The sequence below is a fragment of the Micromonospora sp. NPDC004704 genome, from assembly GCF_053601675.1.
In genome coordinates, this window is the sequence record NZ_JBSGCD010000032.1 from 1 (window position 1) to 20,545 (window position 20,545).

General features: G+C 71.9%; 15 protein-coding genes and 1 riboswitch. Of the genes, 5 read left to right on the forward strand and 10 right to left on the reverse strand.

The window, feature by feature from the left end; all coding sequences use genetic code 11:
• Positions 1-89: 89 nt before the first annotated feature.
• The 7 genes from thiC to thiE form a co-directional block, all read right to left on the reverse strand.
• Positions 90-1,682 carry a phosphomethylpyrimidine synthase ThiC gene (gene thiC / locus ACWEFB_RS30305; protein WP_326561063.1) on the reverse strand — a complete coding sequence of 531 codons (1,593 nt, stop codon included), beginning with the start codon at positions 1,680-1,682 and terminating at the stop codon, positions 90-92.
• A 17-nt stretch (positions 1,683-1,699) separates the two neighbouring features.
• Positions 1,700-2,491 carry a bifunctional hydroxymethylpyrimidine kinase/phosphomethylpyrimidine kinase gene (gene thiD, locus ACWEFB_RS30310; protein ID WP_452290929.1) on the reverse strand — a complete coding sequence of 264 codons (792 nt, stop codon included), beginning with the start codon at positions 2,489-2,491 and terminating at the stop codon, positions 1,700-1,702.
• Positions 2,488-3,075: a thiamine phosphate synthase gene (locus ACWEFB_RS30315; RefSeq protein WP_452291009.1), complete on the reverse strand. Its 588-nt coding sequence runs from the start codon at positions 3,073-3,075 to the stop codon at positions 2,488-2,490. The genes thiD and ACWEFB_RS30315 overlap by 4 nt, the downstream gene beginning before the upstream one ends.
• Before the next feature lie 284 nt (positions 3,076-3,359).
• On the reverse strand, positions 3,360-4,172 hold the full coding sequence (locus tag ACWEFB_RS30320) for a thiazole synthase (RefSeq protein WP_326561065.1): 813 nt from the start codon (positions 4,170-4,172) through the stop codon (positions 3,360-3,362).
• Positions 4,173-4,177: 5 nt separating this feature from the next.
• Positions 4,178-4,378, reverse strand: a complete 201-nt coding sequence (gene thiS / locus ACWEFB_RS30325) for a sulfur carrier protein ThiS (RefSeq protein WP_326563038.1) — start codon at positions 4,376-4,378, stop codon at positions 4,178-4,180.
• A gap of 20 nt (positions 4,379-4,398) precedes the next feature.
• Positions 4,399-5,562: a glycine oxidase ThiO gene (gene thiO, locus ACWEFB_RS30330; protein WP_452290931.1), complete on the reverse strand. Its 1,164-nt coding sequence runs from the start codon at positions 5,560-5,562 to the stop codon at positions 4,399-4,401.
• Positions 5,556-6,191, reverse strand: coding sequence for a thiamine phosphate synthase (thiE, locus tag ACWEFB_RS30335; protein WP_452291011.1), 636 nt, complete (start codon positions 6,189-6,191; stop codon positions 5,556-5,558). Before thiE ends, thiO begins: the two co-directional genes overlap by 7 nt.
• Before the next feature lie 2 nt (positions 6,192-6,193).
• A riboswitch (TPP riboswitch) is annotated at positions 6,194-6,305 on the reverse strand.
• A 327-nt stretch (positions 6,306-6,632) separates the two neighbouring features.
• Here thiE and ACWEFB_RS30340 point away from each other — a divergent pair.
• The 4 genes from ACWEFB_RS30340 to ACWEFB_RS30355 all read left to right on the forward strand — a co-directional run bounded on the left by ACWEFB_RS30340 (position 6,633) and on the right by ACWEFB_RS30355 (position 14,289).
• Complete coding sequence (locus ACWEFB_RS30340) at positions 6,633-12,449, forward strand: ThuA domain-containing protein (RefSeq protein WP_452290933.1); 5,817 nt, start codon at positions 6,633-6,635, stop codon at positions 12,447-12,449.
• Positions 12,450-12,669: 220 nt separating this feature from the next.
• Positions 12,670-13,185 (forward strand): hypothetical protein, encoded by a 516-nt coding sequence (locus ACWEFB_RS30345; RefSeq protein WP_452290936.1) that lies wholly within the window; start codon positions 12,670-12,672, stop codon positions 13,183-13,185.
• 5 nt (positions 13,186-13,190) lie between these two features.
• Positions 13,191-14,039, forward strand: coding sequence for a helix-turn-helix domain-containing protein (locus ACWEFB_RS30350; RefSeq protein ID WP_452290938.1), 849 nt, complete (start codon positions 13,191-13,193; stop codon positions 14,037-14,039).
• A 7-nt stretch (positions 14,040-14,046) separates the two neighbouring features.
• Positions 14,047-14,289, forward strand: coding sequence for a DUF397 domain-containing protein (locus ACWEFB_RS30355; RefSeq protein ID WP_452290940.1), 243 nt, complete (start codon positions 14,047-14,049; stop codon positions 14,287-14,289).
• A 70-nt stretch (positions 14,290-14,359) separates the two neighbouring features.
• Here the strand turns inward: ACWEFB_RS30355 and ACWEFB_RS30360 are convergent, their stop codons facing one another.
• The 3 genes from ACWEFB_RS30360 to ACWEFB_RS30370 form a co-directional block, all read right to left on the reverse strand.
• The gene (locus tag ACWEFB_RS30360) at positions 14,360-15,304 is read right to left on the reverse strand and encodes an aldo/keto reductase (protein ID WP_326563039.1); all 945 of its coding nucleotides are present in this window, start codon (positions 15,302-15,304) and stop codon (positions 14,360-14,362) included.
• 98 nt (positions 15,305-15,402) lie between these two features.
• Entirely contained in the window at positions 15,403-17,082 is a 1,680-nt protein-coding gene (locus ACWEFB_RS30365) for an ABC-F family ATP-binding cassette domain-containing protein (protein ID WP_452290942.1), read from the reverse strand.
• A 43-nt stretch (positions 17,083-17,125) separates the two neighbouring features.
• A complete protein-coding gene (locus ACWEFB_RS30370; protein ID WP_452290944.1) occupies positions 17,126-17,731 on the reverse strand; it encodes a class I SAM-dependent methyltransferase in 606 nt (201 codons plus the stop codon).
• Positions 17,732-19,226: 1,495 nt separating this feature from the next.
• On the opposite strand from ACWEFB_RS30370, the gene ACWEFB_RS30375 reads away from it, so the two are divergent.
• A complete protein-coding gene (locus ACWEFB_RS30375; RefSeq protein WP_452290946.1) occupies positions 19,227-20,543 on the forward strand; it encodes a hypothetical protein in 1,317 nt (438 codons plus the stop codon).
• The last annotated feature ends 2 nt before the right edge of the window (positions 20,544-20,545 follow it).

A 20,545-nucleotide genomic window follows, 5' to 3' on the forward strand; every position in this document is an offset into this window, starting at 1 on the left:
TTGGGCCCGCCGTGACCGGCGAGGGGATCAAGCGTGACGGCCCTCGCCGGGCACGGCGGGCCCAACCCCACCACCCCGGAACACAAGAGTCACGCCAGCGGCAGGTAAACCTTTCCACCCGACTCCACGAACTCAGTCGACTTGTCCTGCATCCCGCGAGCCGCGTACTCCTTCAGCTCCTGGGTGATTTTCATCGAGCAGAACTTCGGCCCGCACATCGAGCAGAAGTGAGCCGTCTTCGCCGGCTCCGCCGGCAGGGTCGCGTCGTGGTACGCCCGAGCCGTCTCCGGGTCGAGCGACAGGTTGAACTGGTCCTCCCAGCGGAACTCGAACCGGGCCTTGGACAGCGCGTCGTCCCAGTCCTGTGCACCGACATGCCCCTTGGCCAGGTCAGCCGCGTGCGCCGCGATCTTGTACGCGATCACACCCGCCTTGACGTCGTCCCGGTCCGGGAGCCCCAGGTGCTCCTTCGGGGTGACGTAGCAGAGCATGGCGGTGCCGAACATGCCGATCATCGCGGCGCCGATGGCCGAGGTGATGTGGTCGTACGCGGGCGCGATGTCCGTCGTCAGTGGACCGAGGGTGTAGAACGGTGCCTCCTGGCACAGCTCCTGCTGGAGGTCGACGTTTTCCTTGATCTTGTGCATCGGCACATGACCCGGTCCTTCGATCATCACCTGGACGTCGTACTCCCAGGCGATCTTCGTCAGCTCACCGAGCGTACGCAGCTCGGCGAACTGGGCCTCGTCGTTGGCGTCCGCGATCGACCCCGGCCGGAGCCCGTCACCGAGGGAGAAGGTCACGTCGTAGCGGGCCAGGATCTCGCACAGTTCGCGGAAGTTGGTGTAGAGGAAGTTCTCCTCGTGGTGCGCCAGACACCAGGCCGCCATGATCGATCCACCTCGGGAGACGATTCCGGTGACCCGCTCCACGGCCAGCGGGACGTAGCGCATCAGCACCCCGGCGTGCACGGTCATGTAGTCGACGCCCTGTTCGGCCTGCTCGATCACGGTCTCCCGGAACACCTCCCAGGAGAGTTTGACCGGGTCGCCGCCGACCTTCTCCAGTGCCTGGTAGATCGGGACCGTACCGATCGGCACCGGGGAGTTGCGGACGATCGCCTCGCGGGTCTCGTGGATCCGCTTGCCGGTGGAGAGGTCCATCACCGTGTCCGCACCCCACCGGGTCGCCCAGGTGAGCTTTTCCACCTCCTCGGCGACCGACGAGGTCACCGCGGAGGTGCCGATGTTGGCGTTCACCTTGACCAGGAACCGCTTGCCGATGATCGCCGGCTCCACCTCGGGGTGGTTGACGTTGAGCGGCAGCACCGCCCGCCCGGCGGCGATCTCGTCCCGGACGACCTCGCCCGGCACCCCTTCCCGTACCGCCACGAACTCCATCTCCGGCGTCACGACCCCGGCCCGCGCGTACGCGAGCTGGGTCGGGCGCCGGCCGTCGGTCCCGACGAGCGGGGTACCGGCACCGCGTACCGGCGCCACGTCACCGCGTTCGGCGATCCACGGGCCGCGCAGCGCCGGCAGGCCGACCTCCGGGTCACTTCCCGGCCCGGAGGTGTCGTACAACCGGACCGGTGGGTTGTCCCCGGCCAGTTCCACCTCTGCGAACGGGACCCGGATGTCCGGCCGCGATCCCTCCACGTACACCTTGCGACGAGCCTGCATAACCAACCTCCTGCTTGTCAGCGGGACCAACCGAAGTGGTCCAGCGGTCCATGGCCGGTGCCCAACTTCCAGTCGCGCGCACCGGCGAGCGCGCGGGCGACGTACTCCTTGGCGAAGACGACCGCGTCCGGGACCGCGTCGCCGAGCGCGATCCGCGCGGCGATCGCGGCCGAGAACGAACAGCCGGTGCCGTGGGTGTTCCGGGTGGGCACCCGTGGGCCGGCGAGCAGCCGCGTCCCGGTGCCGGTCCAGAACACGTCGACCGCCTCGGTCCGGTCGTCGTCGTCACCGCCGCCGGTGACCACCACGTAGCGGGGTCCGCCGGCGGCGATCTGCGCGGCGGCGGCGACCATCTCGTCGGTGGTCGTCACCGGGCGTCCGACGATCGCCGCGGCCTCCTCCCGGTTCGGCGTCGCGACCAGCGCGTACGGCAGCAGCCGGGTCACTGCGGCGACCACGCCGAGCCGGTGTCCGCTGGTCGAGACGAGCACCGGGTCGACCACCAGGTGCGGCAGGAGCCCGGCGCGGGCCTGTGCCGCCACCGCGTCCGCCACCTCCTCGGTGCCGAGCATCCCGGTCTTGGCCGCGAGCACCGGCAGGTCGGACAGGACCGCGTCGAGTTGTGCGGTGACGATGTCGGCGGGAGTCGGCAGGACCGCGCGTACCTGGTGGGTGTTCTGCGCGGTGAGGGCGGTGATCACGGAGGTGCCGTAGACGCCGAGGGCCGCGAACACCTTCAGGTCGGCCTGGATGCCGGCACCCGCGCCGGAGTCCGAACCGGCGATGGTCAGCGCCACCGGTGGTGTCATCGCCCGCTCCTCCGCCCGACTGTCGTCGGGGCGGTCAGCCGGGCGACCAGTTCGGCCGGGTCGTCGGCGCGCATCACCGCGCCCATCACCGCCACCCCGGCCGCACCTGCGGCCAGGCAGGCGGCGACGTGGTCGGGTCCGGTGACGCCGCCGAGGGCGAGCACCGGAACCGGGGTACGCCGTACCAGCCTGGCCAGGCCGACCGGATGCAGCGGTGGCCCGTAACCGGGCTTGGACGGGCTCGGGAAGATCGGGGAAAGGGTCACGTAGTCCTCCGTGGACAGCCGTCCCAGTTCGGTCAGGTCATGGCAGGATCTGCCGACCAGCGGCAACTCCGGCGGCGGGTACGGTCCGGCGGCGGGCAGGTGCACTGCGGTCCCGCCGAGCGGGTCGGGGCCGGCCACCACCAGCGTTCCGCCGGCCGGTACGAGGACCTCCCGCAGCCGCTCGGCAAGGGCCAGGCGTTCGTCCCGGGGCAGGTCCTTCTCCCGGAGCAGCACCCACCGGGCGCCGCCGTCCACCGCCGCCCGGATCACCTCGTGCAGTGGCCGATTCGTCTGCCGCCGGTCGGTGACCACCACCAGACCACTCGGCGTGCCCGGCGTCGCTGTTCTGTCGTCGTCGGGGCCGGGACGCTGCGCCCGGGGACGTGGCGTCGCCGTACCGTGGTCGTCCAGGCCGGGACGCAGCGCGCGGGGAGGTGGCGTCGCCGTACCGTCGTCGTCCAGGACGGGACGCAGCGCGCGGGGAGGTGGCGTCGCCGTACCGTCGTCGTCCAGGACGGGGCGCGGCGTCTGCGGACGCGCGGAGGCCGACCGGCCACGGTCCGGGTGACGCGGCTCCGGGGGAAGCTCGGGCCGCCGGGCGGTCACAGGTCCGGCCGTCCCTCGTCGGGACTGGACGCCAGCGCGTGGAACCGTCGGGGGATCCGGCCGGACCGGGCGGCGAGCCAGCCCGCCTCCACGGCGTACCGCATCGCGGTTGCCATCCGGGCCGGTTCGGCGGCCCGGGTCACCGCGCTGGCCAGCAGCACCCCGTCGCAGCCGAGTTCCATGGCAAGTGCGGCGTCGGAGGCGGTGCCGATCCCCGCGTCGAGGATGACCGGCACGTCCACGCTCTGCCGGATCAGCCGGATGTGGTGCGGGTTGCCGATGCCGAGCCCGGAGCCGATCGGTGCGCCGGCCGGCATCACCGCCGCGCAGCCCGCCTCGGCGAGCCGGCGGGCGAGCACCGGGTCGTCGCTGGTGTACGGCAGCACGGTGAACCCGTCGGCCACCAGTTGGTCGGCGGCGTGCAGCAGCTCGACCCCGTCCGGCAGCAGGGTCCGGTCGTCCCCGATCACCTCCAGCTTCACCCACGAGGTGTCGAACGCCTCGCGGGCCAGCCGGGCGACCTTGACCGCCTCGGCGGCGGTGTAGCAGCCGGCGGTGTTCGGCAGCAGCCGTACGCCGCACCGTTCGAGTACGTCCAGCAGCCCGCCGTGCATCGTCGCGGCGGTGTCGACCCGACGCAGCGCGACGGTGACCAACTCGGTGCCGCTGGCCCGGATCGCCTGTTCGAGTACGTGCAGGTTCGCCGCGCCGCCGGTGCCGAGGATCAGCCGCGAGGCGAACGACACCCCGCCCAACTCGAACCGGCCGGTGACCGGCTCGGCGGCCGGCTCGGTCTCCACTTCGGACATCCGGCTCACCCGCCCTGGGCCGCGGTCAGCACCTCGACCCGGTCGCCGGAGCTCAGGACCGCCGCCGGCCAGCCGGCCCGGGGGACCACCTCGCCGTTGACCGCGACGGCCACGCCGCGGGTCTGGCCGGTGACGGTGGCGACCAGTTCCGCCACGGTCATCCCGCCGGGCAGACTGTGGTCCGTCCCGTTCACGGTCAGTTCCACCGAAACCCCACCCTCTCCGGTCACCGAATCTCCTCCCTCACCGAGGTCTGCCCGGTCCGGGTGAACCGGTCCGGGGTGAAAGGCTCGAGCGCCGGATCGGCCACCCCGCTGGTGAGCAGGTCGACGACGAGTTGTGCGGTCACCGGGGTCAGCAGGATGCCGTGCCGGTAGTGCCCGGTCGCCACGATCACGTCGGGGCGGTCGGCGAGCCGGCCGATCACGGGGGCGTTGTCGGGCGTACCGGGGCGGTGGCCGGCGGTGGTCTCGGCGAGTTCGTACTCGGCGAGTTCCGGGACCAGGTCGATCGCGGCCCGGAGCAGTTCCAGTACGCCGCCGGCGGTGACCGTGGTGTCGCCGCGTTCCTCGACGGTGGCGCCGACCACCACCTCGCCGTCGAGGCGGGGCACCAGGTAGACCGAGCGGCCGTCGTTGTAGCCCCGGATCACGTGCCGGAAGCCGGGCGGCTCGCCGCCGGGTGCGCGGAGGCGGAGGATCTGCCCCTTCACCGGTCGGATCGGCAGCCCGGTCAGTCCGGCGGCTCCGCAGCCGGCGGCGACCACGACGGTGTCCGCGTCGAGGTCGGCGAGGTCGTGGACGGCGGCCGGCACGAACACCACCCCGGCCCGTACCGCCGCGTTCCGCAGGGCGGTGACGAGTCGGCGGGGATCCACCTGGTGGTCGTCGGGGGCGTGCGCGCCGCCGCGTACCCGGGGTGCGAGCAACGGTTCGCGGTCGTGCAGCCCGGTCGCGTCCAGTGCGGTGATCGGGAGTCCGAGTCCCTGCTGGTACGCCCAGAGCCGGCGCGCCTCGGCCAGGTCGTCGGCGGTACGCCCGATCACCAGCGTGCCCTCGGTGCGGTAGCCGAGTTCGGCGGTCCCGGTCAGGCCGGCCGCGTTGGCGACCTCGGCGGCGAAGTCGGGCCAGCGGGCGGCCGAGTCCAGCAGCAGCCGGGTCAGCGCCTCCTCGCCGAAGGATGCCTCGGCGACCGGGGAGAGCATGCCGGCGGCGACACCGGACGCCCCGCTGCCGGGGTCCGGGTCGTGCACCCGCACCCGCATCCCCCGAACCGAGGCCAGCCAGGCGATGGCGAGCCCGATCGGTCCCCCGCCCACCACGGCCACGTCCGCCCGCCCGGTGGCGGGGACGTGGTCGGATTCAGTCGGGTGGGCGTCCCCGCCTACCACGTCGGCGCCCCGGTACGGGTCAGCGCGGCGAGCAGTTCCGTGGTGGCTCGGGCGGGATCGGCGGCGGCACTGACGGCGCCGACCACGGCCACCCCGTACGCGCCGGCGGCGAGCAGTTCCGGCACCCGGGCGGCGGTCACCCCGCCGATCGCGATGACCGGTACGCCCACCGCCTCGGCGACCCGCGCGATGCCGGCCGGGCCGATCGGTTCCGGCAGCCCGTCCTTGGTGGTGGTGGCGTAACAGGGTCCGACGCCGAGGTAGGTGGCGCCGGCCGCCACCGCGTCCCGGGCCGGGTCGGGTGCGCGGGCGGTGGCGCCGAGCACCGCGGTCGGCCCGAGCACCCGTCGGGCGGCCTCGACGGGCAGGTCGAGCGCACCGACGTGGCCACCGGCGGCGTTCGCCGCGAGGGCGATGTGCAGCCGGTCGTTGACCAGGCAGGTGGCGCCGACCGGTGTGCAGAGGTCGACGATCCGCCGGGCGAGGTCGTACGCGTCGCGGTCGGTGGTGTCGTCCTCGACGCGTACCTGGACCACGAGTTGTGGCCCGGCCACGGCAAGCGCCGCACGTACCGTGGCGAGAGGATCACGCCCAGTACGGGTGTCGGTGATGAGATGCAAACGTCCCAGTACGGGCACGGCAAACTCCTCCCTGCGCCGGCATTACCCGGATCAGGTTCGACGGTCGGGGGCTGTGTCAGCCCCCCTCTCAGCCCGGTACACCGGACTCCCGTGGGTTACTTGTCGACCACACTACGACGGCGGACCGGATCCGCCAAGGGGTCGCACGTCACAGCGGGGCGCCGCGAGCGGCGAAGGTGACTCCGAACACCCAATGGTTTTGTCTGTCCTATCCGGAAGATCCGCCTCGGTTACCCAACCGTTACCCGATTTGGCTTGTTGCTGTATTGCCCGCCTCACGCTGACCGGCATTAATTTGTTCAGCGACAAGACAAATTTCGACTGCACAGCCACGGCGGGCCACGCAGCCGAAACCCACCACCCCCGAACCGGTCTTCGGCGAGCCGGCCGGGGATCCCCCGTGTCCCCAGCGGACGAAGGAGATCCTTCGTGTCAAGACCTCGCCCGCGCCACGCGCTGCGCGGCACCCTCAGCCATGCGCTGCTGAGTCTCGCGGTCGCCGTCACCTCGACGGCGGCCGCACTCGTAGCAGCCCCGAGCGCCGCACAGGCGGCCCCGGCCGCCGCCGCGGCGGACCCGTACTCCGTCCTGGTCTTCTCGAAGACCGCCGGATTCCGGCACGGCTCCATCCCCTCCGGCATCGCGGCCATCCAGCAGCTCGGCACGGCGAACGGGTTCTCCGTCACCGCGACCGAGGACGGTGCCGCGTTCACCGACGCCAATCTCGCCCAGTACAAGGCCGTGATCTGGCTCTCCACCACCGGTGACGTGCTCGACGACACCCAGCAGGCGGCGTTCGAGCGCTACATCGAGGCCGGTGGTGGATACGTCGGTGTCCACGCCGCCTCCGACACCGAGTACAACTGGCCGTGGTACGGCGGCCTGGTCGGTGCGTACTTCAACGCGCACCCGGCCAACCAGCAGGCCACGGTCAAGGTCGAGGACCCGGCGCACCCGTCCACCGCCGGTCTGCCGGCCCAGTGGTCCCGCTTCGACGAGTGGTACAACTTCCGGACCAACCCGCGCGCGAACGTACACGTGCTGGCCAGCCTGGACGAGCGGAGCTACACCCCGGGCAGCGGTGCGATGGGCGCCGACCACCCGACCGCGTGGTGTCAGGACTACGAGGGTGGCCGCTCCTGGTACACCGGTGGCGGTCACACCAACGAGTCGTTCGCGGAGCCGGAGTTCCTCACCCACCTGCTCGGCGGCATCGAGACCGCCGCAGGGGTGGTCGAGGCCGACTGCAGTGCGACGAAGACCAGCAGCTTCGAGAAGGTGTCGCTGGACAGCAACACCAACAACCCGATGGAGCTGGACATCGCTCCGGACGGTCGGGTCTTCTACGTCGAGCGCGACGGCCGGATCCAGATCATCAAGCCGGACACCGGCACCACGGTGACCGCGGTCACGCTGCCGGTCTTCACCGGTAACGAGGACGGTCTGCTCGGCATCCACCTCGACCCGGACTTCGCCACCAACAACTGGGTGTACGTGTACTACGCACCCGCCGGTGGCGCGGCCCGTAACTACCTCTCCCGGTTCACGGTCGAGGGCGACACCATCAACGCCGCCACCGAGAAGGTCGTGCTCCAGGTCCCGACGCAGCGCAACACCTGCTGCCACGCGGGCGGAAGCATCGCCTTCGACAGCCAGGGAAACCTGTACCTGGCGCTCGGTGACAACACCAACCCGTTCGAGTCGGACTCCTTCACCCCGATCGACGAGCGGCCGGGTCGGCAGGACTACGACGCGCAGCGTTCGTCGGGTAACACCAACGACCTGCGCGGCAAGGTGCTCCGGATCCACCCGGAGGACGACGGCACCTACACCGTGCCGGCCGGCAACCTGTTCGCACCGGGCACGGCGCTGACCAAGCCCGAGATCTACGCGATGGGCTTCCGGAACCCGTTCCGGATCGGCATCGACCCGCAGACCGACACCCTGTACGTCGGCGACTACGGCCCGGACGCCGGTGCGGCGAACCCGAACCGTGGCCCCGAGGGCACGGTCGAGTGGAACATCGTCGGACCGGGCAACTACGGCTGGCCGTACTGCCACGGCGCGAACTACGCGTACAACGACTACCCGTTCCCGTCGGGACCGAGTGGTGCGAAGTTCGACTGTGCCGCGCCGGTCAACAACTCGCCGAACAACACCGGCCTGACCAACCTGCCGCCGGCCATCTCGGCCACGGTCGACTTCGACTACAGCGGCAACCCGCTGTTCCCGGAGATCGGCGGCGGCGGCGCCCCGATGGGCGGCCCGGTCTACCGGTACGACGAGAACCTCAACTCGGAGCGCAAGTGGCCGGCCTACTACGACGGCAAGGCGCTGCTCGGCGAGTGGAACCAGAACAAGATGTACACCATGCAGGTCAGTGCCGACGGCAAGTCGCTGGTCGACATCAACCAGCTGCTGACCGGCATGACGATGCTGCGGCCGATGGACTTCGAGTTCGGTCCGGACGGGGCGCTGTACCTGATCGAGTGGGGTACCGGCTTCGGCGGCAACAACGACAACTCGGGCATCTACCGGATCGACTACACCGCCGGTGAGCGGGCGCCGATCGCGGTCGCGACCGCCGAGCCCACCTCGGGTCCGGCTCCGCTGGCGGTGCAGTTCTCCAGCGCCGGGTCGCGTGACCCGGACGGTGGCACGCTGACGTACGCCTGGAACTTCGGCGACAACGCCACCTCCACCGACCCGAACCCGGCGCACACGTACGCCGCGGCGGGCAACTACAACGCGCAGCTCACGGTCACCAACCCCCAGGGGCGTACCGCGGTTGCGAACGTACCGGTCACGGTGGGCAACACCGCGCCGACCGTCTCCATCGAGTTCCCGCCGGACGGCGGCTTCTTCGAGTGGGGCGACCTGGTCAAGTACAAGGTCAACGTGACCGACCCGGAGGACGGGACGATCGACTGCGACCGGGTCGTGCTCCAGTACTACCTGGGCCACGACCAGCACGCGCACCCGCTGCAGTCGTACACCGGCTGTGAGGGTTCGGTCCAGACGCTGCTCGCCTCCGGGCACGGCGCCGAGGCGAACGTGTTCGGTGTCTTCGAGGCCGTCTACACCGACGGTGGCGGCGCCGGTGGGTCGAACGCCCTGACCGGGCGGGCGATCGAGCAGCTCCAGCCGAAGCGCAAGCAGGCCGAGTACTTCTCGTCCACCGGCCGGCTGGCCGGCAGCGTCAGCACCGGTGACCCGGGCGTGGCGCGGCAGGCCACCGAGGACACCGCCGGCGGGTTCGAGAACATCGGCTGGATCGAGGCCGACGACTGGTGGACCTTCGACCCGGCGAACCTGACCGGGATCGACTCGCTGCGGTTCCGGGCGGCTTCGGCCGGCGGGGGCGCGCGGGTCGAGGTCCGTACCGGTGCGCCGGACGGCCCGCTGGTCGCCACGGCCACCGTGCCGAGCACCGGGGGCTGGCAGACGTTCGTCGACGTGACCGCCGAGATCACCACGGCGAGCACGGTCAGCGGACCGCTGTACTTTGTGACCCGCAACCCGGTCGGTGCCAACGGTACCGGCGCGATCCTCAACGTGAACTGGGTCGACTTCCTCGGTCGCGGTGTGACCGACAACGCCCCGCCGGTGGTCACCGCCTCCGCGAACCCCACCGCCGGCATCGCGCCGGTGACGGTCGCGTTCAGCGGTACGGCCACCGACCCGGAGAACGACGCCCCGTTCACGTACGCCTGGGACTTCGGTGACGGCGGCACGGCGAACACCGCCAACGCCAGCCACACCTACACCGTTGCGGGCAACTTCACCGCCACCCTGACGGTGACCGACGCGCGTGGTGCCTCCACGTTCGTCAACGTTCCGGTGCAGGTGACCGCGCCGAACACGTCCTGCTTCGGGGCGCGCTCGGACGACTTCACCGGCACCTCGCTGGACAAGTCGCGCTGGTCGACCGTGATCCGGGAGAACCAGCTCTACTCGGTCGCCGACGGCAGCCTGGTTCTGCCGACCGCGGTCGGTGACCTGTACGGCGGCACCAACAACGCCACCAACGTGGTGCTCCAGCCCGCCCCGAGCGGTGCCTGGCAGGCGACCACCAAGGTGACGCTCAGCGCGACCGCCAACTACCACCAGGCCGGGCTGATCGTCTACGGCGACGACGCAAACTACGCCAAGCTCGACCTGCTCTACTCGGACAACCGCAAGTTCGAGTTCATCCGGGAGACCGCCGGCACGCCGCGCAACGAGGCCGCCGACGGGATCGCCGTACCGGCCGGGATGGGCGACACGTTCTACGTCCGGCTGAGCAGTGACGGCACCAACCTGACCGGGGCCTTCTCGGCCGACGGCCAGACGTTCACCCCGGTGGGTCGGTCCGCCGCCCTGGCCGGGATCGAGAACCCGAAGGTGGGTCTGTTCGCGCTGAACGGGAACACCACGGCCTCGGTGAACGACGCCAAGTTCGACTGGTTCCAGCTCAGCCCGGACGAGCCGGCCGGCCCGGTCGAGCCGTCCGACGAGTTCACCGGAACCAGCCTGGACAAGTGCAAGTGGAACGCGATCGTCCGGGAGGACCCGACCGGTTACCGGGTGACCGGTGGCGGCCTCCAGATCGACGTACCGAACGGCGACATCTACCAGGGCGGCGGCACCCCGCCGTCGAACTTCATCCTGCAGAACGCGCCGGCCGGTGACTGGACGATCGAGACCAAGGTCGACGGCAGCCAGTTCAACGAGCAGTACCAGCAGGGCGGTCTTCTCGTCTACGGCGACGACGACAACTACCTGAAGCTGGACTACATCGCGGACAACGCGGCCGGTCAGGCCGTGACCCGGCGGATCGAGTTCCGCAGCGAGATCGGCGCCGTGGTGCAGGACCCGCAGCCGAACGCGTCGAACCTGACGCAGGGCATCTGGCACCTGCGGTTGGCCAAGGCCGGCGACACGTACACCGCGTCGTACTCGGCCGACGGGACCGAATGGACGTCGTTGGGGAGCCTGACCAACGCGGCCGTGGGCGCCACGCCCAAGTTCGGCCTGTTCACCCTCGGTGCGGCACAGCAGGCGTCGAAGCCGGCGACGTTCGACTACTTCCGGGTGAGCACCGCGGTCGAGGACCCGACCGCACCGGTGACCACCGCGGCAGTGGCCGGTACGCCGACCGGCGGCTGGTACAACGCCGCCACCACGGTCACCCTGACCGCCACCGACAACACCGGTGGCAGCGGAGTGGCGAGCACCGAGTACCAGCTCGACGCGGGCACCACCTGGACCGCCTACACCGAGCCGATCCTGGTCTCCGGTGACGGCGCCCACCAGGTCCGGTTCCGCTCCACGGACGAGGCCGGCAACGTCGAGGAGACGAAGACGGTCGACGTGAAGATCGACGCGACCGCGCCGGTCACCTCGGCGACCTTCGCGCCGCCGAGCGACAGCGGTTGGCACGCCGGGACCATCCCGGTGACGCTCGCCGCCACCGACGCGGGTGCCGGGGTCAGCAAGCTGGAGTACTCCCTGGACGGCGGCGCCTGGACGCCGTACACCACGACGGTCAACGTCAGCGGCGACGGGCAGCACGAGTTGCTGTACCGGGCCACCGACGCGGCCGGTAACGAGGAGACGCTGAAGTCGGCCCTCCTCAAGATCGACGGCACCAAGCCCACCGTGCTGGTCTCCGGTCTCGCCGACGGCCAGCTCTACGGCGACAGCGCCGACGTCCGGGTCTCCTGGCAGGCGGTCGACCCGACCTCCGGTCTGGAAGCCACCATCGGCACCCTCGACGGCCAGCCGTACGCCAACAACACGCTGCAGGCGCTCTACGACCTGTCGCTGGGGCTGCACGAGCTGACCGTGACCGCGACCGACAAGGCCGGCAACACCACGACCTCGTCGGTACGGTTCTTCGTCACCACCTCGTTCCGGGACATGCAGAACCTGCAGGACCGGTTCAAGGCCACCAACCGGCTCTCCACCAAGGCCCACAAGCAGCTCACCAACAAGCTGACTGCGGTCCGCGACTCGGAGGCCGCCGGCAACGACAAGCGTGCGGTGCAGCAGTTGACCGCGTACAAGGCGCTTGTCGCCGACACCGCCCTGGTCACCGACGCGGATGTCCGCGACGTTCTGACCAGGGACGCGGACGCCATGATCGTCCGGCTCGGTGGCGAGGCCACCAAGGCGGGCGTGAAGGCCAACGCCGACAAGTCCGTCCAAGGAACGGGACGCCTCGCCGAGGACCCGACCCGGATCAAGCAGGGCGGCAAGCTCTAACCACCCGCACCGAAACGCAGTAACCGCACCAAACCCGGGGCGGCCGGCCAACCAGGCCGGCCGCCCCGGCGTACCCCCGGCACCACCGCACCCGGGCACCACCCAGTCCCTCCAGCAATTGCGACCGCACAGCCCTGCCGCCGGACCGCTCCCAGCCGACACACTGGAACCCATCCCGGCGGCACCGTACGGGTGTCCGGCGCGCCGAAAGGAACCTCTGATGCGACCCCTGCGAGTACTGCTCGCCGCGCTGGCCCTCGTACCGGTGCTCCTGCTCCCGGCGACGCCGGCGGCGGCCCGGGACGGCAAGCTCAACCTCCAGGTGGCCGGCGACGGCGCCACCGGGGTGACCATCCGGGCCAGCTACGCCGACGGCCACCAGCTCGAAACGGTTGTCCGGCTGGTGCTCACCGCCACCGACGGAGACGGCGACACCGTCGGGCCGATCCAGCTCGAACCGTCCGGTGAGGGCCAGGGTTTCTACACCACCGGACCGATCCTCTCCCCCGGCCGCTGGCAGGTCACGGTGACCGCGCCCGCGCCGAATCCCGCCGAGGCGGTCGCCACGGTCGAGGCCAAGGCCGAACAGACAGCACCCAGGCCGGTGCCCAGCAACCCGGTCGCACTGCCGAAGGAGTCCGGTCTGAGCACCGGCGTGTGGTGGCTGATCGGCGGGGCGCTGCTGCTCGCCGCCGCCGGCTCGGCCGTACTGCTCGCCCGCAACCGCAACAGTTGAGCGCCGTGTCCCGCCGCATCCAGCCCGCCGTCGCCGGCCGCAACGTCGGGGCCCAGCTCCGCGAACTACGGGTACGCCGGAAGCTGAGCCTGCGCGAGGTCGCTGCCGAACTCGACTGGCCGCAGTCCCGCCTGTCCCGCCTCGAACACGGCCGCCAGCAGGTACGCACCGAGGAGGCCGCCGCCCTGCTGGTCGTCTACCGGGTCACCGGTGACGAACGGGCCGCCCTGCTCCGCCAGGTCGAACGGGCCGCCGAGCCGGGCTGGTGGGAGGCGGCGGTCGGTCTCTCCGCCGAGTCGCGCACGCTGATCCACCTCGAAGCCGAGGCGACCACCATCATCGGATGCGAGCCGCTGCTCGTACCGGGCCTGTTGCAGACTCCGGACTACACCCGGGCGGTGATGGAGTCCTGCGGTGTCCGGAAGGTGGACACCCAGCCCCGGATAGCCGCCCGGCTGGCCCGGCAGGCGATCCTCACCCGCGACACCCCACCGGCGCTGCACGCCCTGATCGACGAGGCCGCCCTGCGGCGGCCGGTCGGCGGCCCGCAGGTGATGGCCCGGCAACTGCGGCACCTGGTGTCGGCCAGCGAACGGCCGAACATCACCCTCCGGGTGGTGCCGCTCGCCGCCGGCGCGCACACCGGTCTCGACGGTGCCTTCGCGCTGCTCGACTTCCCGCGCAACCGGTCCGTCGTCTACCTCGACCACAAGCTCACCGGGCTGTTCCTGGAGGAGCGGCACCAGGTCGAGTTCTTCCGGCGGGAGGCGGTCCGGCTCGCGGAAGCCGCGTTGAGCCCGATCGCATCGGTAAACTTCATCACTCGGGTCGCTGGCGAGTACGAGCGGAAGTGAGACCGCGATGACCGGTACGCAGCTTTCCGGGGCCGTCTGGCGCAGGTCGAGCCGCAGCGGCTCGAACGCGAACTGTGTCGAGGTGGCCGACCTCGGCGCGGTGGACGGCGCGACCACCGGCCTCGGCGGGGCGGGCACCACGGTCATCGGCGTACGCGACTCGAAGGACCTCGACGGGCCGGTGCTGGCGTTCCCCGCCACCGCCTGGACATCGTTTGTCGGGGCGGCCCGCCACAACCGGCTCGGCTGACCCCCACAGACGCCGTACGGGGTCCGGAGCGGCTGGCTCCGGACCCCGTACTGGGCAACGCGTTATCAGGTCAGAGGATGGCGCGCAGCGCCGCCAGGTCGTCGGCGGAGGGCTGCCACAGACCGGCTGCGGCGTTCGCCCGTACCTGGTCGGGGGTGGTGGCTCCGGCGATCACCGAGGTGACCGCGGGCTGGGCGGCCAGCCCGCCGATCGCCACCTGCAACGGGGTCAGGTCGCGTTCGGCGGCGTACTTCTCGATCGCCTCGATCCTGTCCCAGGGTGCGGCGGCCAGGCGGTCGGCGTACCGTCCGCCGCCGGAGAGCCGGCTGCCGGCCGGCGGCGCCTCGCCCCGCTTGTACTTGCCGGTGAGCAGGCCGTTGGCGAGCGGGAAGAACGGCAGGAGGCCGAGGCCGAAACGGTTGGCGGCCGGCGCGATCTCGGTCTCGACGTGCCGCTCCACCAGGCTGTACTGGTTCTGCGCGCTGATGAACGGCGCGTAGCCGCGGGTACGCGCCACCCACGCCGCGTCCGCGATCTGCCAGCCACCGAAGTTGGAGTTGCCCAGGTAGCGCACCTTGCCCGACCGGACCAGGTCGTCCAGCGCGCTCAGTGTCTCCTCGATCGGGGTGCCGGGATCGACCTCGTGCATCTGGTAGAGGTCGATGTGGTCGGTGCCGAGCCGGCGCAGCGACGCCTCGACGGCACGGTTGATGTAGCGGCGGGAGCCCCGGGCCCCGTGGTCCGGGCCGTTGGCCCCGAGCATGTCCATGCCGAACTTGGTGGCCAGTACGACGTCGTCGCGCCGGCCCTTCAGTGCGGCACCGAGCTGCTCCTCGGATGCGCCCTTCGGCTCGCCGTAGATGTCGGCGGTGTCGAAGAAGTTGATCCCGGCGTCCAGGGCCGCGTCCACCACGGCACGGGTGCCCTGCGCGTCCAGTTTCCGGCCGAAGTTGTTGCAGCCGACACCGACGACGGACACCACGAGCCCGGAGTCGCCCAGCCGGCGGAAGGTCATCTCAGTCACGTGATCAACCCTATGCCCGCGCCCTTCCGGGACGGCACCAACCACGTGTGAGAAAGCCCTTCCCGGCCGGGAAGGGCCTTCCGCACACGTCAGCCGACGTCCCAGACGGGTTCGGGGGTCTCGGTGACCTCGTTGTCGGCGCCGAAGAGCACGAACCGCTCGAACGACCGGGTGAACCAGCGGTCGTGGGTCACCGCGATCACCGTGCCGTCGAACGCCTTCAGCCCCTCTTCGAGCGCCTCGGCCGAAGCCAGGTCGAGGTTGTCGGTCGGTTCGTCGAGCAGCAGCAGGGTGGCACCGGAGAGTTCGAGCAGCAGGACCAGGAACCGGGCCTGCTGTCCGCCGGAGAGGGTGCCGAACCGCTGGTCACCCTGGGCGGCCAGCTCGTACCGGCTCAGCGACGCCATGGCCGCGTGCCGGTCCATCCCGGTCCGGTGGTCGTCACCCCGCCAGAGGATCTCGACCAGGGTCTTGCCCATCAGTTCCGGGCGGTCGTGGGTCTGCGAGAAGTGACCCGGCCGGACCCGGGCACCGAGCCGGGCCACCCCGGCGTGGTTGACCGGCGTCAGCAGGTGCCCCCCGTCGACCGGACCGTTGGCCGGCTCCGGGTCGGTGCCGCCCCGCGCGAGCAGCCGCAGGAAGTGCGACTTCCCGGTGCCGTTGGCGCCGAGGACGGCGACCCGGTCGCCGTACCAGAGTTCCAGGTCGAACGGGTACGTCAGGCCGTCCAGCTCCAGTTGCTCGCACATCACGGCGCGCTTGGCGGTACGGCCACCGGACAGCCGCATCCGGATGTCCTGGTCCTTCGGCGGTACGGGCGGCGGACCGGCCTCCTCGAACTTGCGCAGGCGGGTCTGCGCGGCCTGGTAACGCGAGGCCAACCCGTCGTTGTACGCCGCCTTCTGCTTGTACATCAGCATCAGCTCGCGCAGCTTCTGGTGCTCCTCGTCCCAGCGGCGGCGCAGCTCGTCGAGGCGGGCGTGCCGGTTCACCCGGGCCTCGTGCCAGCTACCGAAGCCGCCCGGATGCACCCAGGCGCTGCCGCCCTCGACGGCGACCACCCGGTCCGAGGTCTGTGCCAGCAGTTCCCGGTCGTGCGACACGTAGAGCACCGACTTGGTCGACTCCCGCAGCCGCCCCTCCAACCACCGCTTGCCCGGTACGTCGAGGAAGTTGTCCGGCTCGTCGAGGAGCAGCACCTCGTCGCCGCCCCGGAGCAGGATCTCCAACGCGAACCGCTTCTGCTGCCCACCGGAGAGGGTCCGTACGGGACGGGTCCGGCTCGCCTCCCAGGACAGGCCGAGCACGATCGTGGAGACGGTATCGAAGAGGACCTCGGCGTCGTACCCGCCGGCCTCGCCCCAGGCGCCCAGCGCGTCCGCGTACGCGAGTTGGGCCTTGCCCGCGGCGGTGCTGAACTTGCCGCGGACCTCGGCGGCGTGCAGCGCCACCTCGGCGGCGGCGAGCCGGTCACCGGCCGCGCGCAGCGGGGGCGCCGAGATGGACAGGGCGAGGTCGTGCAGCGTCGACTCGTCGCCGATCATGCCGATGAACTGGCGCATCACGCCCAGGCCGCCGGACCGGGCGATGCCGCCGGTCGGGGTGGGCAGGTCACCGGCGACCATCCGCAACAGGGTGGTCTTGCCGGCGCCGTTCGGGCCGACCAGGGCCACCTTGGCACCCTCCCCGACCCGGAAGGACACGTCGGCGAAGAGTTCCCGGCCGTCCGGCAGGGTGTAGCCGACTCCGGCCACGTCTATGTAACCCACGCGGGCATCCTGCCTTGTCGTTCGGCTCGGGCGGTACCGGATTTCACCGCGTGATCCGGAGCACCCGGTAGCCCTTCTGGCTGGCCGGGCGGTCGACCTGCCAGCCCTGTTCGGTCAGCCAGCGGTGCAGCGAGTCGCCGCCGAGGTGCCGGCCCACCACCAGCCAGCCGACACCGTCGGGGGCGAGCCGGGGCAGCCACCGGGCGAGCAGGTGGTGCAGTTCGGCCTTGCCGATCCGGATCGGCGGGTTCGACCACACCTCCGCGAACGTGACGTCGTCGGGCACCTCGTCGGGGGCGGCGACCCGGATCCGGTCGGCGGCGCCGATCCGTACGGCGTTCTCGCCGGTCAGTTCGCGGGCCCGCGCGTTGACGTCGACCGCCCAGACGGTGGCCGCGGGTGCCTCGGTCGCCAGCACGCACGCGATCGGCCCGTACCCGCAGCCCAGGTCGAGCAGCGGACCGGTGGCGCCGGGCTCCGGCAGGTCGGCCTTGCGCAGGAGTACGGCCGTGCCGGGGTCCAGCCGCGCGGCGGAGAAGACGCCGCCGGACGAGACCAACGAGTAGTCCCGCCCAGCGGCCGAGAACTCGATCTCCCGACGGTCGGAGGCGGTACCGGGTTGGGCGGTGAAGTAGTGGTCGCCGGTCACGCATCGCATTCTCGCCTACCGCTGTTTTCACGTCGCAGGCGTGGTCGTCCCTCCGTACGAGTGGAGGTTCCTGCCCTAATGTCTCGTCTTTCACCTGGCGTGATTCATGGGGAGAGGCGCCAAATGGGTGCTTCCCACTACCCTGAGCGACATGACGGACGGTCGTGGATCGGGCTCCGGCGGGCGGCCCCCGCCGTCCGACCGCGACCCGGGCAGGGTCGTACCGGCCACCCGTCGGACCCGACCGCCGGCACCTCGCGACCCCGGTGGCGGACACCGTCACACCGGGAACGACCGGGAGCCCTCGCCACCGCTCGACCCCCCGGCATCGGCCCCGCCCTCGGGTGATCCGGCCGACCGACCCGGCTGGCCGGCGGCGAACACGACTCGGCCGGCGGATCATGCGCCTCGGCCCGCGGATCGTCCACCCTGGGCCGCAGATCGTCCACCTCGCCCGGCGGACCGTGCGCCCTGGGCCGCAGATCCTCCACCTCGCCCGGCGGACCGTGCGCCCTGGACCGCAGGGCGTGCGCCCCGCCCGGTGGACCGTGCACCTCGGCCCGGAGACGGTGCCCCTCGCCCCGGGGACCGTGCATCGCGGCCGGTAGAGCGTCCGCCGTGGGCCGCAGAACGTGCACCCGGACCCGCAGAGCGTGCACCCGGGCCGGCGGAGCGTGCACCCGGGCCTGCGGAGCGTCCGTCGTGGCCGGCGGACCGTGCACCCCGAGGCGCAGATCCCGTACTCCGGCCTGCGGATCGTCCGCCCCGACCGAGGGCGCCGGAGCGGGAGACTCCGCCGAGCCCCGGCACCGACCGTGCGAACGGCTATCCCGCAGGGCCCGCCGACAGGGCTGGCCCCCACCCCGGGGCCATACCCGGGCCGGGTCGGCACTCGTCGCCCGGAGGCCGTACCGAGCCGCCCCACCTGGCCGCCCCGCCGCCTTCCCGCTCCGCACCGGCACCGGGGCGTCCGGTCCCGCCTGCTCCGAGTCCGGAACTGCGCCCGGCGCGGGCGGACCGCCGCCGGCCGGCAGAGGGCGATCCTCGGCGACCAACCGACGAGCCGTACGGCGCAACCCGCGCCGGGTCCGGGACGGAGGGCTGGGGTGCCCGACCGGTCGGCCCACCACTTCCCCGGCCGGGCCAGCGCCCGCTCGCGGCCCAACCTTCGGCACCGCCGAGCCGCCGGCCGTCGGACGCCCCGCCGCTGGCACCGGCAGCCCAGCGCCCACCAACCGCCCCGCCGACAGCCCAGCGCCAGCGCCCACCAACCGCCCCGCCGGTGCCACCGGCCACCCAGCGCCCGCCAACCGCCTCACCGGTGGTCCCACCTGCCCAACGTCCGCTCACCGCCCCGTGGGTCGGGTCGCGCGATCAGGACCGGGCGACCCCCGGGCAGGTGGCGCCACCGACCGAACGCCTGTCCGGTCCCCCTGCGCCGGCCGGGCCCGACCGGAGCCGGGAGGCAGCCGGGTCGGCACCGGCGCAGCGTCCGGTGACCGCATCGGCGGCCGCGCCGATCCTGCGGACGGAGGCGTCCGGGCCCGCGCCCGTACCGGCCCAACGGCCGGCCGTGGCCCGATCGCGGGTGCCGGCGGGTCCGGCCCGAGCGCCGGAGTCCTTCGGCCAGCCCTCGCTCCGACCGGCCCGCGATCCGCTGCCGGCGCCGGAACAGGCCACGTACGGGTCACCTCCGGACCCGATCGCCACCCGTCCCCCGACGCAACGGGCACCCCTGCGTCCCGCACCGGACCGGGCGTCGCCGGCCCGACCGGGCGCGGAAGGCGGCGATCCACCACGACCGTCCTCCCGCTTCCCCGCCCCGCCGGTGCCGAGGTTCCCGCAGGCACCGAACATCCCCGGTGCCCCGACACCGCCCGGCTCCGGCTCCGGCTCCGGCTCCGGGGCGAACGGAAGTCCGTCGCCTTCCGGTGCGCGCCCACCGCTGGGCAGACCACCGGCGGCACCGGACGCGGGACGCCCGCCGACCGGGACCTCGCTGGTCGTCCGGCCCGGCTCGGCCATGGTCCTGGTACGGACCGGGAACAGCGGCGCACTTCCGGTGGTGGCGACCCGCGACCAGAAGCGCACCTGGCAGTGGGTGATCGGCGGCCTCGGCACCCTGGTCCTGCTCGCCGTCTGCGGACTCGGCTCCTACTTCATCATCGCGGACGAACGGCAGGGGCGGGCAGGCCGCGATTCGGCCGACTCGACGCAGCCGACCGTCCTACCCCGGGACATCAGCTCGCGCGTCGTCGACCCGGCACCGCTGACCGAGCCGGAGGTGTTCCCGTCCCCGCAGATCGTCATCAACCCGGCGGAGCCCCCGTACCAGGTACTCAAGACCCAGGCGGGCACCGACTGCGCCACGGCCGCCACCGGTGAGATCAACACCCTGCTCGCGGACCTGGGCTGCGACCAGGTCGTACGCGGCACACTGCGCTCTCCGGCCGGCGACCACCTGGTCACGGCGGGCGTGTTCAACCTGGCCGACGCCACCGGCGCCGAGTGGGCGCACCAGCAGATCAAGGTGATCGTGGACGGTGGCAAGGGACGGTTCCAGGGCCTCGGCGCGGGCGCGGGAACCGAGGCGGTCACCCTCGACTCCGCGCAGGTCGGCTGGCACGTACGCGGCCACTTCCTGGTCTACTGCGTGATCGCCAGAACCGACCGTACGGCGATCGGCGACGACGACCCGTACGCCCGGCAGATCCTCTTCGACATGATCGAACTTCACCTGCGCGGCGGAGTCCTCGAACGCCGGGCCACCGTACCGGTCGACGCGTCCGTGCCGGCCACCCCGGCGGCCTGACC

Excerpts from the sequence above, each read along its gene's own strand:
- thiC (WP_326561063.1), bottom strand. The coding sequence starts at position 1,682 with ATGCAGGCTCGTCGCAAGGTGTACGTGGAGGGATCGCGGCCGGACATC.
- thiD (WP_452290929.1), bottom strand. The coding sequence starts at position 2,491 with ATGACACCACCGGTGGCGCTGACCATCGCCGGTTCGGACTCCGGCGCG.
- ACWEFB_RS30320 (WP_326561065.1), bottom strand. The coding sequence starts at position 4,172 with ATGTCCGAAGTGGAGACCGAGCCGGCCGCCGAGCCGGTCACCGGCCGG.
- ACWEFB_RS30345 (WP_452290936.1), top strand. The coding sequence starts at position 12,670 with ATGCGACCCCTGCGAGTACTGCTCGCCGCGCTGGCCCTCGTACCGGTG.
- ACWEFB_RS30355 (WP_452290940.1), top strand. The coding sequence starts at position 14,047 with ATGACCGGTACGCAGCTTTCCGGGGCCGTCTGGCGCAGGTCGAGCCGC.
- ACWEFB_RS30360 (WP_326563039.1), bottom strand. The coding sequence starts at position 15,304 with ATGACCTTCCGCCGGCTGGGCGACTCCGGGCTCGTGGTGTCCGTCGTC.